This window comes from Streptomyces sp. NPDC050856 (genome assembly GCF_040653855.1).
Classification (GTDB): Bacteria; Actinomycetota; Actinomycetes; order Streptomycetales; family Streptomycetaceae; genus Streptomyces.
Genome location: NZ_JBFAGV010000022.1, coordinates 40,577 through 56,601, shown reverse-complemented (window position 1 = coordinate 56,601; position 16,025 = coordinate 40,577). Strand labels below are relative to the sequence as shown.

Below are 16,025 nucleotides of genomic sequence, written 5' to 3'. Positions count from 1 at the left end.
TGGTCCTTTCCTTCCTTCTCGCCTACCGGGTTAGCTGACGGGTTCGGAGCAGGAAGGTCTCCTACGGGCCCCTCCGCACGGGTGCGAAGGCGTCCGATTCACCCCAGGGACTGAGTGGGTCCCCGGCTCCCCAGGCTCGCGCCTCGGGGACTCGGCGATGGCTGCCCGGTGCCGCGGGTGCGGCGGGTACCGTTCGGACAGCGCATCAGACGCTAAGCGTCCGATCTTTCAATCGCCAAACAAACGCGTGTTTTTGTAGCGCACGCCACACGGCAGACCCCGAACCTCCGTATGAAAACGGACATACCGCAGAACCCCGGCGTCCAAGTGGACGCCGGGGTTCCGTGAGCGGCACTCAATCAGCCGGTGACCACCGTGACTTCGCCGATGCCGAGGGCCTCGACCGGCTCCTTGATCTGGGCGGCGTCGCCCACCAGCACGGTGACGAGCCGGTCCACCGGGAAGGCGTTCACCACCGCGGCGGTCGCCTCCACGGTCCCCGTCTCGGCCAGGCGCGCGTACAACCGCGACTGGAAGTCGTCCGGGAGGTGCTGCTCCACCTGGTCGGCGAGGGTCGCCGCGACGGAAGCCGCCGTCTCGTACTTGAGCGGGGCGACGCCCACCAGGTTCTGGACGGCCGTCTCGCGCTCCGCGTCGGTCAGGCCGTCGGCCGCCAGGGTGCGCAGCACCTGCCAGAGGTCCGCCAGCGCCGGGGCGGTGTTGGGGGTGTCCACCGAGCCGCTGATGGCGAGCATCGCGGCGCCGTTGCCCTCGGGTCCTGACCGCAGCACCTGGCCGAAGGCCCGGACGCCGTAGGTGTAGCCCTTCTCCTCGCGCAGCACCTTGTCCAGCCGGGAGGTGAGCGTGCCGCCCAGGCAGTACGTGCCGAGGACCTGGGCCGGCCAGACCCGGTCGTGCCGGTCGGCGCCGATACGGCCGATGAGCAGCTGTGTCTGCACGGCGCCCGGGCGGTCCACGATGACGATCCGGCCGGTGTCGTCGGCGGTGATCGCCGGTACCGGGCGGGGCTGTGCGGTGTCGCCGGTCCAGGCTCCCAGGGTGTCGGCCAGCACCGCGTCCAGGTCGATGCCGGTCAGGTCGCCCACGACCACGGCGGTGGCGGTGGCCGGCCGGACGTGCGCGTCGTAGAAGGCGCGTACGGCCGCGGCGTCGATCCGGGCGACGGTCTCCTCGGTGCCCTGGCGGGGACGCGACATGCGCGCGGTGGCCGGGAACAGCTCCTTGGAGAGCTGCATGGCGGCGCGCCGGGACGGATTGGCCGTCTCGTGCGGGATCTCGTCCAGCCGGTTGTGCACCAGGCGCTCCACCTCGCTGTCGGCGAAGGCCGGCGCGCGCAGGGCCTCGGCGAGCAGGCCGAGGGCCTTCGCCAGCCGGGAGGCCGGCACCTCCAGCGAGACCCGGACACCGGGGTGGTCGGCGTGCGCGTCGAGCGTGGCCCCGCAGCGCTCCAGCTCGGCGGCGAAGTCCTCCGCCGAGCGCTTGTCGGTGCCCTCGAACAGCGCGCGCGCCATGATCGTGGCGATGCCGTCGAGGCCCTCGGGCTCGGCGTCCAGCGGGGCGGCGAGGAAGAGCTCGACGGCCACCACCTGCTGGCCGGGGCGGTGGCAGCGCAGCACCGTCAGGCCGTTGTCCAGGGTGCCGCGGTCGGGCGCGGGGAACGCCCACGGCGTGGCGGTGCCGGGCCGGGGCTGCGGGTGGAATTCCATGCTCGTCAGGGACACAGCGGCGTCGGTCACTGGTCCGCCCCCTCTTCCTGCTCGTTCCGGTCGGCGTTGACGGGTTCGTAGACCAGCACCGCCCTGTTGTCGGGGCGCAGCCGGGCCTCGGCGACCGCCCGCACCTCCTCGGCGGTGACGTCCAGCACCCGCTCGACGGCGGTCAGCGCGAGCTGCGGGTCGCCGAACAGCACGGCGTACCGGCACAGTTCGTCGGCGCGGCCGGCGACCGTGCCGAGCCGGTCCAGCCACTCGCGTTCGAGCTGGGCCTGGGCGCGCTCCATCTCCTCGGGCGTGGGGCCCTCGGCGGCGAACCGGGCGAGCTCCTCGTCCACGGCGGCCTCGATGTCCGGCACCTCCACCCCGCCGGAGGTCTTCACGTCCAGCCAGCCCATGGAGGGTGCCCCGGCCAGCCGCAGCAGGCCGAAGCCGGCGGCGACGGCCGTGCGGTCGCGGCGCACCAGGCGGTTGTGCAGCCGGGAGGACTCACCGCCGCCGAGTACGGTCAGGGCCAGGTCGGCGGCGTCGCACTCGCGCGTGCCGTCGTGCGGCAGCCGGTAGGCCGCCATCAGGGCGCGGGCGGGGACCTCCTCCTCGACGACGTGGCGCAGCTCCTCGCCGATGACGTCGGGGAGCGAGCCGTCCCGCGGCGGTTGCTTGCCCTCGTGGGAAGGGATGGAGCCGAAGTACTTCTCGATCCAGGCGAGCGTCTGCTCGGGGTCGATGTCCCCGACGACCGACAGGACGGCGTTGTTCGGCGCGTAGTACGTGCGGAAGAAGTTCCGCGCGTCCTCGAGGGTGGCGGCGTCCAGGTCGGCCATGGAGCCGATCGGGGTGTGGTGGTAGGGGTGGCCCTCCGGGTAGGCCAGGGCGGTCAGCCGCTCGAAGGCCGTGCCGTAGGGAACGTTGTCGTACCGCTGGCGGCGCTCGTTCTTGACGACGTCCCGCTGGTTCTCCATGGACTCCTCGTCGAGCGCGGCGAGGAGCGAGCCCATCCGGTCGGCTTCCAGCCACAGGGCCAGTTCCAGCTGGTGGGCGGGCATGGTCTCGAAGTAGTTGGTGCGCTCGAAACTGGTGGTGCCGTTGAGCGAGCCGCCCGCGCCCTGCACCAGCTCGAAGTGGCCGTTGCCGTGGACCTGCTTCGAGCCCTGGAACATCAGGTGCTCGAAGAGGTGGGCGAGGCCGGTGCGGCCCTTGATCTCGTGGCGCGAGCCGACGTCGTACCAGAGGCAGACCGCGGCGACCGGGGTCAGGTGGTCCTCCGAGAGCACCACGCGCAGGCCGTTGGCCAGGCGGTGCTCGGTCGCTGTCAGGCCGCCGGAGCCGGCCTGGGCTGTGGCCGTGTGACCCATGGGCATGTACGTCCCTTCGATCGCATGTGGAAAAGTCCAGTCGTGGAAAGTCCTGCCACTGTATGCAAGCGGAGTCGCACCTGGCGAAGTTCCCGGATCCTCGTTCCTTCCCTCTTCCGGGTCGCGGTCGGCGTTGTCAGTGGGACGGTCCACAATGGTCCGCGTCAGTACAGACTTGTTGGTGAAGGAGCCGCAGCCGCGATGGCCCGCCGCAGCACGAAGACCGCGCAGCCCGACGACTTCGAGGAGAGGATCCTCGACATCGACGTCGTCGACGAAATGCAGGGCTCCTTCCTCGAGTACGCGTACTCGGTGATCTACTCCCGGGCCCTGCCGGACGCCCGGGACGGTATGAAGCCGGTGCACCGGCGCATCGTCTACCAGATGAACGAGATGGGGCTGCGCCCCGAGCGCGGCTATGTGAAGTGCGCCCGGGTCGTCGGCGAGGTGATGGGCAAGCTGCACCCGCACGGCGACGCGTCGATCTACGACGCGCTGGTGCGTATGGCGCAGCCGTTCTCCATGCGCCTGCCGCTGGTCGACGGCCACGGCAATTTCGGCTCCCTCGGCAACGACGACCCGCCGGCCGCCATGCGGTACACCGAGTGCCGGATGGCCGACGCGACCTCGCTGATGACCGAGTCGATCGACGAGGACACCGTCGACTTCGCGCCGAACTACGACGGGCAGGAGCGCGAGCCGGTGGCACTGCCCGCCGCCTTCCCGAACCTGCTGGTCAACGGCGCCTCCGGGATCGCGGTCGGCATGGCGACCAACATGCCCCCGCACAACCTCGGCGAGGTGATCGCCGCCGCCCGCCACCTGATCAGGCACCCGGGCGCGGACCTGGAGACCCTGATGCGGTACGTGCCGGGTCCCGACCTGCCCACCGGCGGCCGGATCGTGGGCCTGTCCGGCGTCAAGGACGCGTACGAGACGGGCCGCGGCTCCTTCAAGATCCGCGCCACCGTGGCGGTGGAGAACGTCACTCCGCGCCGCAAGGGCCTGGTCGTGACCGAACTGCCCTTCGCGGTCGGCCCCGAGAAGGTGATCGCCAAGATCAAGGACCTGGTCGGCGCCAAGAAGCTCCAGGGCATCGCGGACGTCAAGGACCTCACCGACCGCGAGCACGGGCTGCGGCTGGTCATCGAGGTCAAGAACGGCTTCATCCCGGAGGCCGTCCTGGAGCAGCTGTACAAGCTGACGCCGATGGAGGAGTCCTTCGGCATCAACAACGTGGCGCTGGTCGACGGGCAGCCGCTGACCCTGGGCCTCAAGGAGCTGCTGGAGGTCTACCTCGACCACCGCTTCGAGGTGGTACGGCGCCGCAGCGAGTTCCGCCGCGGCAAGAAGCGCGCCCGGCTGCACCTGGTCGAGGGGCTGCTCGTCGCGCTGCTGGACATCGACGAGGTCATCCGTCTGATCCGGTCCAGCGAGAACTCGGCGCAGGCCAAGGAACGGCTGATCGCGCACTTCTCACTGACCGAGATCCAGACGCAGTACATCCTGGACACCCCGCTGCGCCGGCTGACCAAGTTCGACCGGATCGAGCTGGAGAGCGAGCGCGACCGGCTCAATGGTGAGATCGCCGAGCTCACCCGGATCCTGGAGTCGGACGCGGAGCTGCGCAAGCTGGTCTCCTCGGAACTGGCCGCGGTGGCCAAGAAGTTCGGCACCGAGCGGCGCACCGTGCTGCTGGAGTCGGCCGGCTCCCAGGTGGCGGCCGGGGCGCTGGCGCTGGAGGTCGCGGACGACCCGTGCCGGGTGCTGCTGTCCTCGACCGGCCTGCTGGCCCGTACGGCGAGCGGCGAGCCGCTCGCGGACAGCGGCGGCAGGCGCACCAAGCACGATGTGATCGTCTCGGCGGTGCCCGCCACCCAGCGGGGCGAGGTGGGCGCGGTGACGTCCACCGGGCGGCTGCTGCGGCTGTCGGTGATCGATCTGCCGCAGCTCCCGGACACCGCCGCCGCGCCCAACCTGTCGGGCGGGGCGCAGCTGTCGGAGTTCCTGTCGCTGGAGAAGGACGAGCGGGTCGTCTGCCTGACCACCCTGGACGAGTCCTCCCCGGGGCTGGCGATCGGCACGCTGCAGGGTGTGGTCAAGCGGGTGGTCCCGGACTACCCGGCGAACAAGGAGGAGCTGGAGGTCATCTCCCTGAAGGAGGGTGACCGGATCGTCGGGGCGGCCGAGCTGCGCACCGGTGAGGAGGACCTGGTCTTCATCACCTCCGACGCCCAGCTGCTGCGCTACCCGGCCTCCCAGGTGCGGCCGCAGGGACGCCCGGCGGGCGGAATGACCGGTATCAAGCTGGCGGCCGGCGCCGAGGTCGTCTCGTTCACGGCCGTGGACCCGGCGGCGGACGCCGTGGTGTTCACGGTGGCCGGTTCGACCGGCACGCTGGAGGGGCCGGCGGGCACGTCGGCGAAGCTGACGCCGTTCGACCAGTACCCGCGCAAGGGCCGGGCGACGGGCGGGGTGCGCTGCCACCGCTTCCTGAAGGGCGAGGACGTGCTGATCCTCGCCTGGGCGGGCGCGGCCCCGGCGCGGGCCGCGCAGCAGAACGGCACGCCGGTGGAGCTGCCGGACATCGACCCCCGCCGGGACGGCTCGGGCACGCCGCTGGCCAAGCCGGTCGCGGTACTGGCGGGTCCGGCGTCCTGACCGGGCCCCGGCGTCCTGCCGGGTACGGGGCGTCCTGAACGAAGTGCCGGCGTCCTGCCGGGTGCGGGCGTGCCGCCTGCCGATGGGCGCCCATGAGGGACCGGTCGCGCCCGCCTGCCGGGGGCGGGGCGCCGGTCGGCGGGATGTTCCGCCGGGGGCCCGCCCTCGTCCGCCGTCAGCGGCCGTTGGGCAGCGGGCGGGACGGTCCCGGGGCGACGCAGGAGCCTGACGGGCTGATCAGCCGCGCCGGCGGTGCGGCCCGGGGGCCCGGCCGCCCCCGGCCGCTCCGTCACCCCGTCACGCGAGGGGGTCGGGTTCGCCGTCCTCTTCCGGTGGCCGCGGTACGTACCGCAGCACGCCCCACATGCTGTGCTCCTCCGGGGCGTCCTGCCCGCCGGTCACCCGGCAGTCGTCCAACGCCTTGCGCAACGCCTCGCCGTCGGTACTGGAGCCGATGAGGACGAGCTGGGTCAGCCGCCGCTCGCCGCGCGGCCAGGGCTCGGGCTGGAAGCGCAGGAAGCGGCCGACCGCGTGGAGGCTGTAGCGGTTGGCGGGGTCCGCGTCGCCGAAGTCGACGAACCCCTTGATCCGGTAGAGGCCCTCGGGGCGGGCGTCGAGGAAGTCCAGCAGCCGGCGCGGATGCAGGGGCAGGTCCGAGGTGAAGGAAACCGTCTCGTACGCCGCGTGCGGGTGGGCGTCCTCGGCCACGTACAGCTCGTCCAGGTCCTCGAAGGAGAGCTGACGGGCACCGCTGTCGTCGTCCGGGGGTGCGGCCCGGTCGAAGAGCAGGTCCGGGTCGACCCGTCCGTGCGCCGCGTCGATCACCGCGGCCCGGCCGGCCAGTTCGGTGACCGCCGAGTGGACGCGCCGCAGCTCGGCGCCGGGCACCCGGTCGGCCTTGTTGACGACGACCAGGTCGGCGATGGCCAGGTGACGGTCGGTCTCGGGATGACGGGCCCGGGTGGTGTCGAACTCGGCGGCGTCCACCACCTCGACCAGCCCGCCGTACATGATCCGCCGGTTGTCGCTGGCGAGGATCATCCGCACCAGCTCCTGCGGCTCGGCGAGCCCGCTCGCCTCGATCACGATGACGTCGAGACGGGCGGAGGGCCGGGTCAGCGTCTCCAGGTAGGTGTCCAGCTCGCTCGCGTCGACCGCGCAGCACAGACAGCCGTTGCCGAGCGAGACGGTGGAGCCGACCTGGCCCGCGACGGTCATGGCGTCGATCTCGATGGACCCGAAGTCGTTGACCATGACGCCGATACGGGTTCCTCTGGCGCTGCGGAGCAGATGGTTCAGCAAGGTGGTCTTGCCCGACCCGAGAAAACCCGCGAGGACGACGACGGGAATCTGCTGCACGCTCAAAGGGACGCCCTTCCAGGTCGGCGGCTTGCGCCCCCAAGGATAGGCAAGCGGCCGGGGGCGGACTGCCGGGGGCACCGCGCCCTCGCGCCGGGCCGGCGGGCGGACGGGCGGACGGGCAGACCGGGCAGACCGGGCAGACACGATCGTGCACGGCAACCCGACGTGCGCGGCGGCACTGCGGCCCGGTGGGACGGGCCCGGTGGGACGGTGTGGGCACGGTCGCCCCTGTGCGCACGGAGCTGGAGCTGAGGCCGGACGGGGACGCGGGTCCACCTGGCTCCGGGCTGGGACGCGGGTGCGGCGGGCTCCGGGCGGGAACGCGGGTGGACGTGACGCCGGACATTTCGCATCGGGTGCGTCGCCCCTTACGGTTCCGTGCATGAACCCCACGCCCTCCCCCTCCTCGGCGCGCACGCCCGCACGGCGCCGGTGGCGGTTGGGGTGGCCGCGGCGGGTGTTCTCGCAGGTGCTCCTGATGCAACTGGCCATCGCCACCGGTGTCACCGTGCTGGCCACCGGCCTCTTCCTCGCACCGCTCAGCGCCCAGCTGGACGACCAGGCGATGCGGCGGGCACTCGCCATCGCCGAGACGACCGCTTCGCCCGAGGTCGCCGCGGAACTGCTCGGTTCCCCGCCGACCGCCACGGGTCCCGTGCAGGCGGAGGCCGAGCGGATCAGGAACGCCACCGGCGCGGAGTACGTGGTCGTCATGGACACGCGCGGGGTGCGCTGGTCGCACACCGACGCCCGCAAGATCGGCCGGGTCGTGTCCACCGACCCCGCCGACGCCCTCGCGGGCCAGGACGTCATGGAGATCGACAGCGGCACCCTCGGGCGCTCCGCCCGGGGCAAGGTGCCGCTGCGCGCCACCGGCGGGCGGATCGTGGGGGCGGTCTCGGTGGGTATCGAGTACGACAGCGTGCGCGCCCGGCTGCTGGCGGCGATCCCGGAGCTGCTCGCCCACGCCGGCGGCGCCCTGGCCGCCGGGGCGCTGGCCGCCTACCTGATCTCGCGCCGCCTCCAGCGCCGTACCCACGACCTGGCGTTCTCCGACATCTCGGCGCTGCTGGCGGAGCGCGAGGCGATGCTGCACGGTATCCGTGAGGGCGTGGTGGCGCTCGACGGGGCCGGCCGCGTGCGGCTGCTGAACGACGAGGCGCAGCGGCTGCTGGGACTCGGCCCGGAGGCGGCCGGAAGGGCGCTGGAGGAGGTGCTCGGCTCCGGCCGTACGGCGGACGTGCTGGCCGGCCGGGTCACCGGCGAGGACCTGGTGGCCGTGCGCGGGCACCGGGTCCTGATCGCCAACCGGATGCCCACGGACGACGGGGGCGCTGTGGCCACCCTGCGCGACCGCACCGAACTGGAGCGGCTGGGACGCGAGCTGGACGCCACCCGGGGGCTGATCGACGCGCTGCGCGCCCAGGACCACGAGCACGCCAACCGGATGCACACCCTCCTGGGGCTGCTGGAGCTGGGGATGCACGAGGAGGCGGTGGAGTACGTCACCGAGGTGGTGGGCGTGCACCGGGCCACCGCCGAGCAGGTCACCGAGAAGGTGCGCGATCCGCTGGTCGCGGCGCTGCTGGTGGGCAAGGCCACGGTGGCGGTGGAGCGCGGGGTGTCGCTGCGCCTGGCGCCCGGCACCCTGTTGCCCGACCGGCTGGTGGAGCCACGCGAGCTGGTGACCGTCGTCGGCAACCTGGTCGACAACGCGGTGGACGCCGCGGCCGGTTCGCCGCGGCCGCGCGTCGAGGTCGAGGCGCGCGCGCAGGGGCGCACGGTGGTCCTCCGGGTCGCGGACAGCGGTCCCGGGGTGCCCGCCGAGCACCGGGAGCTGGTCTTCACGGAGGGCTGGTCCACCAAGGACCTCCCGGCGCACGGCGGGCGCCGGGGCCTGGGGCTGGCCATGGTGCGCAGGCTGGCGGAACGGCAGGGCGGCAGCGCCCGGGTGGGTGAGGACGCCGGCCTGGGCGGGGCGGAGTTCACCGTCGTCCTGCCGGACGCCCTGACGGAACCGGGCCCGGCGCCGGAACCGGACGTCCCGACGGACCCGGAACCGGAACCGGAACCGGTGCCGCGCCCGGGGCCCGGGCCGGAGACCGACCCCGGGACGGACCCCGAGGCGGATCCGGACCGGTGCGCGGTGCCCGGCCGGGAACGGGGCCCGGAGCCGGTCGCGGCCCCCGGTGCCGCTCCGGGCGCCGCTCCGGAGCGGCGCCCGGTGGGTGGTGCGACATGATCGGCGTACTCGTCGTGGACGACGACGTCCGGGTCGCGCAGATCAACGCCGCGTATGTGCGCAAGGTGCCCGGCTTCGAGGTCGTCGCCCGCGCCCACACGGCCGCCGAGGCACTGGCCCGGGCCGAGGAGCTGCCCGTCGACCTCGTCCTGCTCGACCACTACCTGCCCGACCGGAACGGGCTGGCCGTGGTGCGGGAGCTGCGCCGTCGCGGCCACCAGACCGATGTGATCATGGTGACGGCGGCCCGCGACGTCGCCACCGTGCAGGCGGCCATGCGCCACGGTGCGCTCCAGTACCTGGTGAAGCCGTTCAACTTCGCGGGCCTGCGCCCCAAACTGGAGGCCTACGCCGCACTGCGCCGCACCCTCGACAGCGGCGGCGAGGCGGAGCAGGCGGAGGTGGACCGGTTCTTCGGCGCCCTGTCGGTGAACTCCGGCACCCCCGACCTCCCCAAGGGCCACTCCCCCACGACCGCCGAACTGGTACGGCAGGTGCTGCTCGGCGCCGACGGCCCGCTCTCCGCCCAGGAGATCGCGGAACGAGCGGGGGTGAGCCGGCAGACCGCCCAGCGCTACCTGAAGCTCCTGGACCGGACGGGGCGGGTGCGGCTCTCCCTGAGGTACGGCGAGACCGGCCGTCCGGAACACCGCTACACATGGGCGGCCACGGGCTGAGCCACGAGCCCGGTGCCTGCCCGGGCCCGGGCACCGGCCGGCCCCGACCGCACGTTCCACCCGATCGGGTGGGGCGGAAGGTCCCGCCCCGGCGCCGGGTCCCGCCCCGGCGCCGGGCGAGCCGGCTCAGGCGTCGATGCGCGAGCGGTCCAAGGTCGCCGCGGAGCTGGTGATGAACTCCTTGCGCGGTGCGACGTCATTGCCCATGAGCAGGTCGAACACCTGCTCCGCCGACTCCAGGTCACCGATGTTGATCCGCCGCAGTGTCCGGTGCCGGGGATCCATGGTGGTCTCCGCGAGCTGGTCGGCGTCCATCTCACCGAGGCCCTTGTAGCGCTGGATGGAGTCCTTGTACCGGACACCCTTGCGCTGGAACTCCAGCAGCGTCTGCCGCAGCTCGTTGTCCGAGTACGTGTACACGTACTTGTCCTGCCCCTTCTTGGGCTGGACCAGCTCGATCCGGTGCAGCGGCGGCACCGCGGCGAACACCCGGCCCGCCTCGACCATCGGGCGCATGTAGCGCTGGAAGAGGGTCAGCAGCAGGCAGCGGATGTGCGCGCCGTCGACATCGGCGTCCACGAGGAGGACGATCTTGCCGTACCGCGCCGCGTCGATGTCGAAGGTCCGGCCGGACCCGGCCCCTATGACCTGGATGATCGCGCCGCACTCGGCGTTCTTCAGCATGTCCGAGACGGACGACTTCTGAACGTTGAGGATCTTGCCGCGGATGGGCAGCAGCGCCTGGAACTCGCTGTTCCGGGCGAGCTTGGCCGTACCGAGGGCCGAGTCCCCCTCGACGATGAAGAGCTCGCTGCGCTCCACGTCGTCACTGCGGCAGTCGGCGAGCTTGGCGGGCAGCGAGGAGGACTCCAGCGCGGTCTTGCGGCGCTGGGCCTCCTTGTGCTGGCGGGCGGCGATCCGGGTACGGGCCGCCGCCACGGCCTTCTCCAGCACCGCGCGGGCCTGGGCCTTGGCATCGCGCTTGGTGGAGGTCAGGAACGCCTTCAGCTCCTTGGCGACCACATTGGCGACGATACGGTTGGCCGCCGACGTGCCCAGCACCTCCTTGGTCTGGCCCTCGAACTGCGGCTCGGCCAGCCGGACGGTGACGACCGCGGTCAGGCCCTCCAGGGCGTCGTCCTTGACGATGTCGTCCTCGGCGACGCGCAGCATCTTGCTGGAGCGCAGCACCTCGTTCATCGTCTTGGTGACGGCGCGCTCGAAGCCGGTGACGTGGGTGCCGCCCTTGGGGGTCGCGATGATGTTCACGAAGGACCTGACCGAGCTGTCGTAGCCGGTGCCCCAGCGCAGGGCGACATCGACGCCCAGTTCCCGGGTGACCTCGGTGGGGGTCATGTGGCCGCGGTCGTCCAGGACCGGGACGGTCTCCTTGAAGGTCCCCTGACCGGTCAGCCGCAGCACGTCGCAGACGGCCTTGTCCTGCGCCAGGTACTCGCAGAACTCACTGATGCCGCCGTCGAAGCGGAACGTCTCCTCGCTCTTGCCCTCGCCGTCCAGACCGCGCTCGTCCCGAACGACGATGGTCAGTCCGGGCACCAGGAAGGCGGTCTGGCGGGCGCGCTGGTGGAGGTTCTCCAGGGAGAGCTTGGCGTCCTTCAGGAAGATCTGCCGGTCCGCCCAGTACCGCACACGGGTACCGGTGCGGTTCTTGGGCACGCGCTTGGCCTTGAGCAGCCCGTTCGCCGGGTCGAAGGGCGCGTCGGGTCCGGGCTCGGTGAAGATGCCGGGCACGCCGCGCCGGAAGCTGATCGCGTGGGTGGCGCCGTTGCGGTCGACCTCCACGTCCAGCCGGGCCGACAGCGCGTTCACCACCGAGGCGCCCACGCCGTGCAGACCGCCGGAGGCGGCGTAGGAGCCACCGCCGAACTTGCCGCCGGCGTGCAGCTTGGTCATGACGACCTCGACACCGGACAGCCCGGTCTTGGGCTCGACGTCGACGGGGATGCCCCGGCCGTTGTCACGCACCTCCACGGAGGCGTCGTCGTGGAGGATGACCTCGATGTGGTCGCAGTAGCCACCGAGGGCCTCGTCGACGGAGTTGTCGATGATCTCCCAGAGGCAGTGCATCAGGCCGCGGCTGTCGGTGGACCCGATGTACATGCCGGGGCGCTTGCGGACCGCCTCCAGCCCCTCGAGTACGAGCAGGTGCCGAGCGGTGTAGTTGGAACCGTCACGGTCTGCTGTCAGCAGCGCACTGGACGGCACGGACGTCTCGGCGGTCACGCGGTTCGCTCCTCGCTGAATTTGAGATCTGGCCAGTGGGGGTAAGGCCCGGCGTCTGTCGCCGGTCAGAGGGTACCGAGCCCTGGTAGAGCGGCTGTCACGCCACCCTCGTGGATTCTCATGCTAGTCCACAGTCGTATACCTGTTCGATCCCTCGAAGGGGTGACGTGCACATCACGTTCCCTTCCAGGCATGAACCATTTAGGCTCCGGGCACGTCCTCATGAACAACCGGCAGCCAGCCGGGAGGGCCGACCGAGACAAGACGACGCGAAACCCGTAGAGCATGCACAGCAATACGGCTCATTCGCCGCCAACCGGCAGCAGACAGCCACCTGGGAAAAAGTTTCCAGGAAAAGCCACGAGCGGGAACGTTTCCGGCCTGGTTGGATGTTGACCCTGGTACGACAGCTCGTCGAGCTAGAGAAGAGGCGACGTGACTACTGTTCTGACCCCCGCGAGCCCGCTGACGGCCGCCGACCGCTGCGACCGCTGCGGCGCCCAGGCATATCTGCGCGTCGTGCTGACCAGCGGTGGTGAACTGCTCTTCTGCGCCCACCACGGGCGTAAGTTCGAGCCGGAACTCAAGAAGATCGCCGTGGAAATACAGGATGAGACGGACCGGCTCACCCCCGTGCCGGCCAGCGTCGAAGAGGATCGCTGACTCTCCATCCCGACGAGCCAGGGGCCGGTCCAGGACCGGCCGACGGGCGACCGCCCCCGACCCAGGGGGGCGGTCGCCCGTTCTCATGCGTTCCTCCCGCCGCCGGCACCCCGGGAGCTCCCGGACCGGCGTCCCGGTGTTCCCACCGGTGTCCCGGCGGGCGACGGCCTCCCGAGCCCCGCCCGGGGGCCCACCGGCGCCTCTCCCGTGCCCTGAGGCGCCCGGCCCAGCCGGCGTCTCCGGGACGGCACGGGCACCGGCACCGGGCAGCCCGCCCGCCACCGGCCGCCGGCGGGCACGTTCACACGACGGGCATCACGGCGGAGACCCGGGTGTACACACCGGGGCGGTCGGCATGGCCGCAGCCGCTCCCCCAGGACACCAGTCCGATGAGCCTCCCCCGGGCCACCAGCGGCCCTCCGCTGTCCCCCTGGCAGGCGTCCCGCCCGCCGCCCTCCGGATCCCCCGCGCAGAGCATCGTGGCGGCCGAGTAAGCCCCGCCCTCCGCCGCCGGGTAGGCCTGCTCGCAGACCTCGTCCGGCAGCACCCGCACCCGGGCCGCCCGCAGCGCGTCCGTATAGGCTCCGCCGCCGGTCGTGTCACCCCAGCCGTACACCATGGCCTCGGTTCCCGGCCGGTAGGCCGCGTCCCCCGGGCCCGCCGTCCTGATCACGTACGCGCGCGGCAGTGACCTGGCGAGTGTGAGGACGGCCAGGTCCCCGGCGTTCGTCACCGGGTCGTACGCCGGGCTGATCCACGCCGCGGTCACCGGGATCTCCTGCCCGCCCGATCCGCGCAGCGCCGTCCGGCCGGCGATGACCTTGAGGTCGGTCAGCCGGCTCACTTCCGTACCGAGCACGGAGGGCCCCAGGCAGTGCGCCGCCGTCACCACCTTGGCCGGTGCCACCACCACTCCTCCGCAGAACTGGCCCGCCCGCATTCCGCCGAACCGGTCACGGCTGGACAGGGCCACGGTCCAGGGACTGTCGTCGGCGTGCACCGGCTGGCCTCCGACCACCACGCTGTCGGCGTTCGCCCGCGGCGGTGCGGCGAGCGGCAGAGCGGCCGCCGCCGCCATGAGGGTGACGGCCCCCGTGAACTTCCGGCTGATGGGACGACGCATACGGCCTCCTGACTCTCCGGTGGTCCCCGTTCACCCAGGGTCGGCCAGCCTGCCCGGGCCCGCACCCGCGCACACGCCGGAGGGCCCGGTTTCCCTGGGGAAACCGGGCCCTCCGCTCCGTACCGACACCCTGGCCGGCCGGACCCGGGTCGTGTCCACGAGGTGCCGCCTGCCCGGCGGCGACGCCTCGCGGGCGCTCCTAGTCCAGGTAGTCCCGCAGCACCTGCGAGCGCGACGGGTGGCGCAGCTTGGACATCGTCTTGGACTCGATCTGACGGATCCGCTCCCGCGTCACGCCGTAGACCTTGCCGATCTCGTCCAGCGTCTTCGGCTGCCCGTCGGTCAGGCCGAACCGCATGGAGACCACGCCCGCCTCACGCTCGGAGAGCGTGTCGAGCACCGAGTGCAGCTGTTCCTGGAGCAGCGTGAAGCTGACCGCGTCGGCCGGGACGACCGCCTCGGAGTCCTCGATCAGGTCACCGAACTCGCTGTCGCCGTCCTCGCCCAGCGGGGTGTGCAGCGAGATCGGCTCACGGCCGTACTTCTGGACCTCGATGACCTTCTCGGGGGTCATGTCGAGTTCCTTGGCCAGCTCCTCCGGGGTGGGCTCGCGGCCCAGGTCCTGGAGCATCTGGCGCTGGACGCGCGCGAGCTTGTTGATGACCTCGACCATGTGCACCGGGATACGGATGGTGCGGGCCTGGTCGGCCATGGCGCGGGTGATCGCCTGACGGATCCACCAGGTGGCGTACGTGGAGAACTTGTAGCCCTTGGTGTAGTCGAACTTCTCGACCGCGCGGATCAGACCCAGGTTGCCCTCCTGGATCAGGTCCAGGAAGAGCATGCCGCGACCGGTGTAGCGCTTGGCCAGCGAGACCACGAGGCGGAGGTTGGCCTCCAGCAGGTGGTTCTTGGCGCGGCGGCCGTCCTCGGCGATGATCTCCAGCTCGCGCTTCAGCTTCGGCGCCAGCTTGTCGCTGTTCGCCAGCTTGTCCTCGGCGAACAGGCCGGCCTCGATGCGCTTGGCGAGCTCGACCTCCTGCTCGGCGTTGAGCAGCGGGACCTTGCCGATCTGCTTCAGGTAGTCCTTGACCGGGTCGGCGGTGGCACCGGCGACGGCCACCTGCTGCGCGGGCGCGTCGTCCTCGTCCTCGTCGGACAGGACGAAGCCCTTGGTCTCGCCCTCGGCCTCTTCTTCCTCGCCCTTGCCGGGCTGGACGTCGTCGAGCAGTTCCTCACCCTCGAGGACCTCGTCGGCGTCCTTCTTGGCGGCGGTCTTCTTGGCCGTCGCCTTCTTGGCGGTGGTGGTCTTCTTCACCGCCGTCTTCTTGGCCGCGGTCTTCTTGGCGGCCGCCTTCTTGGCAGGGGCTCCGGCCTCGTCGGCCGGGGATTCCGCACTCGATGCCGCCGGGGCCGAGGCGGTCGTGACGGGCTTCGTCACGGTCGTCTTGGCGGTGACGGTCTTGGTGGCGGTGCGCTTCGCCGGGCTCTTCGCTGCGACGCTCTTGCGGGCGCGCTTCGGCGACTCCGCTGCACTGACCATCAGCGTCACACCCTCTTCCTCGAGGATCTGATTGAGGCTGCGCAGAACATTCTTCCACTGGGTTGGCGGAATCTGGTCAGCCTCGAAGGCCCGACGCACGTCATCGCCGGCGATCTGCCCATCAGCCTTTCCCCGCTCGATGAGCGCCATCACAGACTCGGACTCGGCGATCTCCGGCGGGAGCGTACGGGATGTGCTGGCCGACACGAACAACCTCTCGGAACGATGGAAACGGCTTCCGGCCCCGCCCATGATCGGGCCGGAGCCGACGACCGTCGGCTGGGGATGTGCCGACGACGCGGGCTGAACCTCGGAGCTGCACAGCGCCGTCAACGGCGGCTGTATTCCCTCCTCGGCTGTCACCTCTTAGGTCATCGCGGTGTTTCGAGGAGTGTTACGCCCAATCCACGTGGCCCGAGTCA

General features: G+C 71.7%; 11 protein-coding genes and 1 riboswitch. Of the genes, 5 read left to right on the top strand and 6 right to left on the bottom strand.

Translation table 11 applies throughout. The features are described from left to right. Window positions 1-5: 5 nt before the first annotated feature. Window positions 6-167, bottom strand: a riboswitch (cyclic di-AMP (ydaO/yuaA leader). 192 nt (window positions 168-359) lie between these two features. Together AB0H53_RS20055 and AB0H53_RS20050 are read right to left on the bottom strand one after the other, a co-directional pair. Further along, on the bottom strand, window positions 360-1,727 hold the full coding sequence (locus AB0H53_RS20055; RefSeq protein ID WP_362114901.1) for a pitrilysin family protein: 1,368 nt from the start codon (window positions 1,725-1,727) through the stop codon (window positions 360-362). A gap of 26 nt (window positions 1,728-1,753) precedes the next feature. Then, window positions 1,754-3,094: a pitrilysin family protein gene (locus AB0H53_RS20050; protein ID WP_362114789.1), complete on the bottom strand. Its 1,341-nt coding sequence runs from the start codon at window positions 3,092-3,094 to the stop codon at window positions 1,754-1,756. A 195-nt stretch (window positions 3,095-3,289) separates the two neighbouring features. On the opposite strand from AB0H53_RS20050, the gene AB0H53_RS20045 reads away from it, so the two are divergent. Beyond that, window positions 3,290-5,749: a DNA topoisomerase IV subunit A gene (locus tag AB0H53_RS20045; protein WP_362114786.1), complete on the top strand. Its 2,460-nt coding sequence runs from the start codon at window positions 3,290-3,292 to the stop codon at window positions 5,747-5,749. 297 nt (window positions 5,750-6,046) lie between these two features. Here AB0H53_RS20045 and AB0H53_RS20040 read toward each other — a convergent pair whose 3' ends face one another. Further along, window positions 6,047-7,114 carry a GTP-binding protein gene (locus AB0H53_RS20040; protein ID WP_362114783.1) on the bottom strand — a complete coding sequence of 356 codons (1,068 nt, stop codon included), beginning with the start codon at window positions 7,112-7,114 and terminating at the stop codon, window positions 6,047-6,049. 379 nt (window positions 7,115-7,493) lie between these two features. Here AB0H53_RS20040 and AB0H53_RS20035 point away from each other — a divergent pair, with 379 nt between their 5' ends. Both AB0H53_RS20035 and AB0H53_RS20030 read left to right on the top strand, forming a co-directional pair. Next, window positions 7,494-9,353 (top strand): sensor histidine kinase, encoded by a 1,860-nt coding sequence (locus tag AB0H53_RS20035; RefSeq protein WP_362114780.1) that lies wholly within the window; start codon window positions 7,494-7,496, stop codon window positions 9,351-9,353. Further along, entirely contained in the window at window positions 9,350-10,030 is a 681-nt protein-coding gene (locus AB0H53_RS20030) for a response regulator (RefSeq protein ID WP_362114777.1), read from the top strand. The genes AB0H53_RS20035 and AB0H53_RS20030 overlap by 4 nt, the downstream gene beginning before the upstream one ends. A gap of 126 nt (window positions 10,031-10,156) precedes the next feature. Here AB0H53_RS20030 and AB0H53_RS20025 read toward each other — a convergent pair whose 3' ends face one another. Further along, window positions 10,157-12,274 carry a DNA topoisomerase IV subunit B gene (locus AB0H53_RS20025; protein ID WP_362114774.1) on the bottom strand — a complete coding sequence of 706 codons (2,118 nt, stop codon included), beginning with the start codon at window positions 12,272-12,274 and terminating at the stop codon, window positions 10,157-10,159. A gap of 435 nt (window positions 12,275-12,709) precedes the next feature. On the opposite strand from AB0H53_RS20025, the gene AB0H53_RS20020 reads away from it, so the two are divergent. Then, window positions 12,710-12,937: a hypothetical protein gene (locus AB0H53_RS20020; protein WP_362114771.1), complete on the top strand. Its 228-nt coding sequence runs from the start codon at window positions 12,710-12,712 to the stop codon at window positions 12,935-12,937. 301 nt (window positions 12,938-13,238) lie between these two features. Here AB0H53_RS20020 and AB0H53_RS20015 read toward each other — a convergent pair whose 3' ends face one another. After that, window positions 13,239-14,060 carry a serine protease gene (locus tag AB0H53_RS20015; RefSeq protein WP_362114768.1) on the bottom strand — a complete coding sequence of 274 codons (822 nt, stop codon included), beginning with the start codon at window positions 14,058-14,060 and terminating at the stop codon, window positions 13,239-13,241. 199 nt (window positions 14,061-14,259) lie between these two features. Then, window positions 14,260-15,810 carry an RNA polymerase sigma factor gene (locus tag AB0H53_RS20010; protein WP_362114765.1) on the bottom strand — a complete coding sequence of 517 codons (1,551 nt, stop codon included), beginning with the start codon at window positions 15,808-15,810 and terminating at the stop codon, window positions 14,260-14,262. Here AB0H53_RS20010 and AB0H53_RS20005 point away from each other — a divergent pair. Beyond that, the gene (locus AB0H53_RS20005) at window positions 15,743-15,910 is read left to right on the top strand and encodes a hypothetical protein (protein ID WP_179166852.1); all 168 of its coding nucleotides are present in this window, start codon (window positions 15,743-15,745) and stop codon (window positions 15,908-15,910) included. The genes AB0H53_RS20010 and AB0H53_RS20005 overlap by 68 nt on opposite strands. Window positions 15,911-16,025: the final 115 nt, after the last annotated feature.